This window comes from Bacillus sp. GMs2/2 (assembly GCF_050172095.1).
Taxonomy (GTDB): Bacteria; Bacillota; Bacilli; order Bacillales; family Bacillaceae_G; genus Bacillus_A; species Bacillus_A cereus.
On record NZ_JBNLYE010000014.1, the window covers coordinates 38,076 to 44,340 of the forward strand.

The following is a 6,265-nucleotide window of genomic DNA, read 5'->3' on the forward strand; positions in this document are numbered from 1 at the left end:
ATCGCCTCCTTCAAAAGGGAAGAACTTATTTCCCCCCTTTCATCTCGTCTAGTTTTATAGTCATCTATATAGCATGAATGACTGTGATATCCCGAAACTTTTATATGACTCCCCAAAGTACAAAGAATATTTCGAAATCTAAGACTATGCTAGAACTGTTGTCTGACACGATGTAGCAATTCGTTTTGCTCCATGTTTTCCGTATATACGTTGTAAGACGGAATGAGATTCTACGACAATTGAAGTTCGGATATTATAGGTAGCACTTTCTTTTAAAAACTGCTCTATATGAGGGATGGGATAAAGATCAAATTGATAGAAAACGAGATGAATCGGTCGGATTTTCTTCTTTTCGGTTAGAAAGTGGAGAAAATGAGATAACGCCTCACCTCTATCTTCATACGTACTAGTAACCGTATCTATACTGACATACATGATCACTTTTTGATTATTTTCATAATCTAAGAACACTGTATCACTTAACAAATTGTGCTTTACAATGTGATATCCTTGCGCTAGCTTCTGTCGATGTGTATCTTCATACACTTGATCCGTTGGATCGAAAATAAAGATAAACTTTTGTTTAGCTTTCCTGACACCCTCAATTACTGTCCTATAAGCTTCTTGAGAAGCCTTTGTCACATCCACACCCTTTTCTCCTCGATCAAAAATTCCAATCGCCTGTAGAAGCCCTGAGCACCTTTGAATCACTCCTAGCATGTCTATGTCTCCTTTCTTATCTCATTCTTTGAAACTCTTTACTTAATATTGAAACCAAAAATATTCCCGTTTCTTTTCCAGATTTTCGTGCCTCATTACATGTTCATCTAATACCTCTAACAATTTTGTAATGGTTCCTTCTCTTGTCTCATTCGCTGATAAAACCAGAACTTTAAAAATTTGATAAGCCGGATGACTTTGATCGAGTGAATTTGTTATCTCCGAAAAGTAGTTCTTCTGATCGTTCACTTTTTGTATGAACTCTCTGACCTGGACTAAATCCAGATAATACAAGTTCTTATGTCGCTGATTTAGATATAAGATGCTACCAGCCAACAATTTTGTAGCGGATTCAATCCAAAAATCATATCGCTCTTTGGGTTTCACCACCGTTTGTGCGATTGAAATTGCTTGCATGAGTTCTTCGGAAAGCCAATCACCCTTACGATGCATCTTTCCGTTTCCCGATTTCCCTCCAATCCATGCATTTGAATGACTCCTAACCATTGGCTCCTTCAAAATAAATGGCTGTTTGGTTGTTCCGATGTAGACTCCTGACATCTCATTTCATCCTCCTTCGGTTTCTTACAACTTGCTCCCTACCCAAAACACAATTGTCCAAATGAGAAGTGCAAGTATACATGCATTCCGACAGCCAACAAAAAAACCAAGCGGGTTTTCATCTATTTCACTGAAATGAGCTTGGGTTTTCGTCATATTTTCTTGTCTCATCTTGCAATTCTCCTTTTCTTATTTGGCATTATTGTGCTTTCTTACGGTTTCTTACTACAAATACCGCTCCCATTGTACCAAATACGATACATGCAAGCCCGATCCATTTTATATATGGATTTTCAGCTTTTCCACCAGTTGTTGGAAGATGAGCTTCTACTTTCTTAGGCGCTTGTTCTGGGTGCACCTTCGTCACAATCGGTTGTGGCTTTTCCACCTGTGGAATGACCGGCTTTTCTGTTACTTTTGGTTGTTCTGGTGTCTGTGGTTGTGGTGTTTCTGGCTGTTCTGGTTTTTGTGGTTGCTCTGGTTGATGTGGTGTCTCTGGTGTTGGTGGCGTTGGTTTCTTCTCATCCTTCACCGTATGTTTAATAATCTGGCCATTTTCTTTAATCTCGAAAGAGAAGGTTTCCTCGTTGATTACATACCCTTCTGGTGCGAGCGTTTCACGGTATGTGTACTTGCCATAAGGTAATTTAGCGAATTTCGCAATTCCTTGTTCGTTCGTTTTACCTTTAACTACTTCTTTTCCTTTTGCATCATAGATAGTAAACTCAGCACCTGGCAATTTATTATTACCATCTGCTATATCTACCTTTGTTATTTCTAAAGAGCCTGTAATACCTTTATTTTTTGCGGTTAATTCAATTGTTTTTCCATTCTCAGAAATATTAAAAGGAATTGGTTCTTTTGTAAGTACATAACCAGTCGGTGCTTGTTTTTCCATAAACATGTAAGATCCAAACGGTAAATTATTTACTTGAATCAAACCGTTTTTATCACTTTTGTGTTCACTGATTTTCTTCCCTTTACTATCTTGAAGAATAAATGTTGCACCTTCTAATTTCTTATCTGGATTCTCTTGATCTACTTTGAGAAGTTGCACATTCCCTTTTACTTCTTTGTTTTCAACAGTAAATGTAAGTATTTTCCCATGTTCTTTAATCTCGAATGGATATTTTGTTTTATTAAGAAGATATCCTTCGACTCCTTTTGTCTCTACAAAATAATACTTTGCATATGGGAGATCCTTCACTTGAGCAATTCCTTGCTCATTTGTAGTAGTCTTCGTAACTTCTTTTCCATCCGCTGTATATACTGTGAACTCTACTTTCGGAAGAACTTTTCCACTGTCATTTAACTTTTTAATCTCGATGTTTCCTTTTACTTTCTTGTTCGCTACAGTGACTGTTGTGACCTCACCTGTTTTCACTTCAATCTTTTGAGGTTGGTCATTCAGTACATAACCAGTCGGTGCTTTCACTTCTTTCAGGGTATAATTCCCGATTTCTAAACCAGAAAGGCTTGCTGTACCTTGCTCATTTGTAGTCATTGTGCCAACTTTTTCGTTTGCACTATTCAAGACTTCAAATACAGCACCTTGTAGCAATTCTTTCTGCTCCCCTACTTTTACCACTTTCAATCCACCAAGGGATTTCCAGTTTACATGTAGATCAGCGCTGACTTTTTCCTCATTTCTTTCTAATAAAACCGTTGCATCTTGCACTTTGTCTGTACCTTTATAAGCTACTGCATGCAACTTAGAAAGAGTTGAAGTTACTTTTAAGGAAAATTCACCACTCTGAGAGGATTTTGGTACAAGGATACGGAATTGTTCCCCTAGGTTAAATTGTTGTTTCTCTTCACCGTTTGCGGAAACAATTTTCGTTCCAGTTGGTGCACTTGTTAGTTGTACTGTAAATACACCGCTTTTTGCATTACTTTCTACTTGGTACAAGGTCGTTTCAAAGTACTCATTGTTTAACTTTGCTTCTTGATTATCTGTTGGTGTTACATTCATGTACATTTCTTGTGTTTCCTGGCTTGCATTTGCCCCATCAATAATTGTTTTTACGGCTTTTGCAACATTCGCATTCTTATGTTGAACTTCACTAATGTCAATTTGACCTAATGCTGTCCAAACACTGAGTTGGGTCGCATAATGCGCCTCTTTCCAATCGGAAACACCTAATTCTTCAGGACTCTTTTGCGGATATCCATTTAGAAGAACTTTATATACAACATTGTCTGTACGTCCCATCTCTGGAAGATCTTCACCACCAGGTGAACGAAGTCCATATGTAAGGCAATACGCAATTTGACCATTCTTATTCTTTAATAATTCGGTCCGAAGGTCTTTGCCATACATGGGGCTATAACTCCAATTCATTTCGTATTTCTCATGATTGATGACTTCAGCACTTGCTTTTGTCAGTGGAAATACAAAATTCAGAACAACAAGAAGCATACTCATGACAATGAGTAACGTTTGATACGATCGTTTCAACATGACTTAACAGCTCCCTCATATTATGCAGTTTTCAAAGATCAAAATTCTATTTGAATTACTAGTTTTTTTTACTATAATTAATCTTATATAGTTAATCTGGAACTTTATTTAGTAACTTTAACTTTTTTATTTATTCTCGAACTCGGTAATAAGTTGGTATAAAAAAGTATTCGACTGGTTTATTAAAAAACTTAGCAATTTTTTCCGCTCTTTCGGAATTAACACTTGTTTTTCCTTTCTCGATTGCATGAAGAACTTGAGGTTTAATATTAATTTTTTGACCGAGTTGTGTTAAAGAGTAATCTTTTGATTTCCGTTCACTTAATAACATAAGTATAAAATACCTCCTCTCGATTAGTATAAATTAAGTATACATCACTTATAAAGTGAAAAACAAGTAAAATTTACTAAAAGAATAAATATTTAGGTTTTATTTACTTAAATATACACAAAATATTATGTATTATATACTCGTTTCGGTATTTTTAACACATCCAGGGTATGAATTTATATGAAAGGACTAAAAATATGAATATTTTTAGCGAGCGTTTACGAAAATTACGCCAAGAACGTAGTTGGTCAATGAAGGAATTAGGGGAAAAATTAAGTGAAGTTGTAGGATCCTCTTTTAGTTCTGCATCTGTATCGAATTGGGAAAAGAAAGGATCAGAGCCTCCCTACAATATCCTAGCTGCAATAGCACAAATTTTTGATGTTAGCGCTGACTATTTAATAGGAATAAGTGACACACCTACTCTAAATAATGAAATAGCTACAGAAAAAATTGAGCATAAACAAGACATAATTAATAATGTAGAATTATATTTGACAATAAGCGAACATGAAAAGAAACAAGACATATATACAAAAGTAAAAGAGTTACATCAAGAAATTCTTTTGTTACCTGATAAAAAACAAGAACAATTAGAAAAAGAACTGACTGAATACCTTAAGTTTTTTGGATATAAGTACGATCAGTTACATGTAGATTTCGTTAATTTCACGAATTACCTTCAACATGAACTACAAAAAAAGGTCTCTAAACATTAGAGACCTTTTTTGAAGATTACACGCCATAATTTAATTCAATTAATCTATAAACAAACTGTTTAAGTAAAAAATACTAATTATTAGATTGATATTCTATCTTAATAGTTATAAAATTAATGCATAAATAAATTTATCGTTTAAATTATTACAAATAAAAAAGCCCTACCACAAGCCATTTTTAATTGATTCAGCGGCCAAACTGAAAAATCAATTAAAAATCCTAAGAGAGTAGGGGTTTTATCCATATCTAAATATATATTATCTAGAACCATTATAGCACCTAATATATATAATGTGAATAAAAACCTCTACTTTTCCAGCATTTTTCTGTTTCTTTGTGGTGGAAAAAATAGGAGGTTTTTTCTGTGTTATTAAACAACTTTTTGCTTAGTCGAGCAAAACGTGAACTATCCCCTCAATTATATCGTATCCCTAAGTGCAAGACGGGAGCTATTAATAAAGCAGTCAAAAGTGTAATTAAAGATATTGATAGTATTCTATTAGACTGTGAAGGCAAAACAACAAAAGAATACTTCGAGAAAACACCACGCCGATATGAAGCACTTGAAACCGTACTTTCCTACCTTGTTCAAGAGGGATTTTCCCAAGTTAGACAAGAGCGTATTAGTCAAAAATCAGGTATTTCTGTACCATTAATCAATTTTATTTTGAATTGGTTAGAAGACCTTCAGGTATGTCACCAAATTAAAACAAGACGTCATAATAAAATTGCGCCATCCATCTACATTTTAAGCCTACATAATAATTACTTGAAAATTATTGAGTATTTTAAGCAAAAATGGGCATTATCAATCAATATTTTTTCTACTTTTACAGATTTTTTGTCCAAGAAAATTGGTGAGAAAAACCATAAGGATACAGATAAAAAAGAGGATGCTCCGGTTTCGAAATGTCATGGATTTGATTTATTCAATCCTGTCGAAGTAGAAGTTGAGGAGCAAGAAAATGAGGAGCAAGAAACGAATTCTGACGGAGATAAAAAATTAGAACTTAGATTCCGTGAGATGGATGAACATATGAGTGATGCACAAAAGAAGCTTTACATGTACATTTTAACGCAAGATACATATATTACTGAAAAAGATGCTTATACAATTGCTTTACGTATGCCACCAGATGTTGACTGGGAGGTAAAAAAGACTTTCGAGGAGTGTGTACGTTGGTTTGAACGTAACCAAGCAGATGTAAGTACTCCTGCGCATTTCATAGAGATGTACACAAAAAAAATCCGTGCATATAGAAAAATACGCTGGGAGAAATTCAAACAAGACATGGCATTTAAGAGAAAAATTAATTTCACAAAGTTCAGAGAGATGTTAGATCCTAACTCTTAACTTTTATTTCTCACAACAAAATAAAACTAATGTAGCCTTGTTCAAAAAAATTGAAGCTAACAAGGCTTTTTGTCATGCAATTATAATTTGTATTCAATAAATCTATTAATCTTATCAT

General features: G+C 34.5%; 7 protein-coding genes. 2 read left to right on the forward strand and 5 right to left on the reverse strand.

Annotation, left to right across the window (positions count from 1 at the left end; translation table 11 throughout):
• Window positions 1-144: 144 nt before the first annotated feature.
• The 5 genes from ACQGS6_RS04430 to ACQGS6_RS04450 all read right to left on the reverse strand — a co-directional run bounded on the left by ACQGS6_RS04430 (window position 145) and on the right by ACQGS6_RS04450 (window position 4,073).
• The gene (locus ACQGS6_RS04430) at window positions 145-720 is read right to left on the reverse strand and encodes a TraM recognition domain-containing protein (RefSeq protein WP_061687778.1); all 576 of its coding nucleotides are present in this window, start codon (window positions 718-720) and stop codon (window positions 145-147) included.
• A 42-nt stretch (window positions 721-762) separates the two neighbouring features.
• On the reverse strand, window positions 763-1,227 hold the full coding sequence (locus ACQGS6_RS04435; protein ID WP_426964924.1) for a hypothetical protein: 465 nt from the start codon (window positions 1,225-1,227) through the stop codon (window positions 763-765).
• A gap of 78 nt (window positions 1,228-1,305) precedes the next feature.
• Complete coding sequence (locus ACQGS6_RS04440; protein WP_426964921.1) at window positions 1,306-1,452, reverse strand: hypothetical protein; 147 nt, start codon at window positions 1,450-1,452, stop codon at window positions 1,306-1,308.
• Window positions 1,453-1,480: 28 nt separating this feature from the next.
• A complete protein-coding gene (locus tag ACQGS6_RS04445) occupies window positions 1,481-3,742 on the reverse strand; it encodes a SpaA isopeptide-forming pilin-related protein (RefSeq protein ID WP_426964922.1) in 2,262 nt (753 codons plus the stop codon).
• A gap of 130 nt (window positions 3,743-3,872) precedes the next feature.
• Window positions 3,873-4,073, reverse strand: a complete 201-nt coding sequence (locus ACQGS6_RS04450) for a helix-turn-helix transcriptional regulator (RefSeq protein ID WP_061687776.1) — start codon at window positions 4,071-4,073, stop codon at window positions 3,873-3,875.
• 197 nt (window positions 4,074-4,270) lie between these two features.
• Here ACQGS6_RS04450 and ACQGS6_RS04455 point away from each other — a divergent pair, with 197 nt between their 5' ends.
• Together ACQGS6_RS04455 and ACQGS6_RS04460 are read left to right on the forward strand one after the other, a co-directional pair.
• Complete coding sequence (locus ACQGS6_RS04455) at window positions 4,271-4,792, forward strand: helix-turn-helix domain-containing protein (protein WP_065486242.1); 522 nt, start codon at window positions 4,271-4,273, stop codon at window positions 4,790-4,792.
• Between the two features lie 365 nt (window positions 4,793-5,157).
• Window positions 5,158-6,147, forward strand: a complete 990-nt coding sequence (locus ACQGS6_RS04460; RefSeq protein ID WP_426964923.1) for a Replicase RepFR55 — start codon at window positions 5,158-5,160, stop codon at window positions 6,145-6,147.
• Window positions 6,148-6,265: the final 118 nt, after the last annotated feature.

Coding starts and splice junctions, on each gene's coding strand:
- ACQGS6_RS04430 (WP_061687778.1), bottom strand. CDS start 720: ATGCTAGGAGTGATTCAAAGGTGCTCAGGGCTTCTACAGGCGATTGGA.
- ACQGS6_RS04435 (WP_426964924.1), bottom strand. CDS start 1,227: ATGGTTAGGAGTCATTCAAATGCATGGATTGGAGGGAAATCGGGAAAC.
- ACQGS6_RS04440 (WP_426964921.1), bottom strand. CDS start 1,452: ATGAGACAAGAAAATATGACGAAAACCCAAGCTCATTTCAGTGAAATA.
- ACQGS6_RS04445 (WP_426964922.1), bottom strand. CDS start 3,742: ATGTTGAAACGATCGTATCAAACGTTACTCATTGTCATGAGTATGCTT.
- ACQGS6_RS04450 (WP_061687776.1), bottom strand. CDS start 4,073: ATGTTATTAAGTGAACGGAAATCAAAAGATTACTCTTTAACACAACTC.
- ACQGS6_RS04455 (WP_065486242.1), top strand. CDS start 4,271: ATGAATATTTTTAGCGAGCGTTTACGAAAATTACGCCAAGAACGTAGT.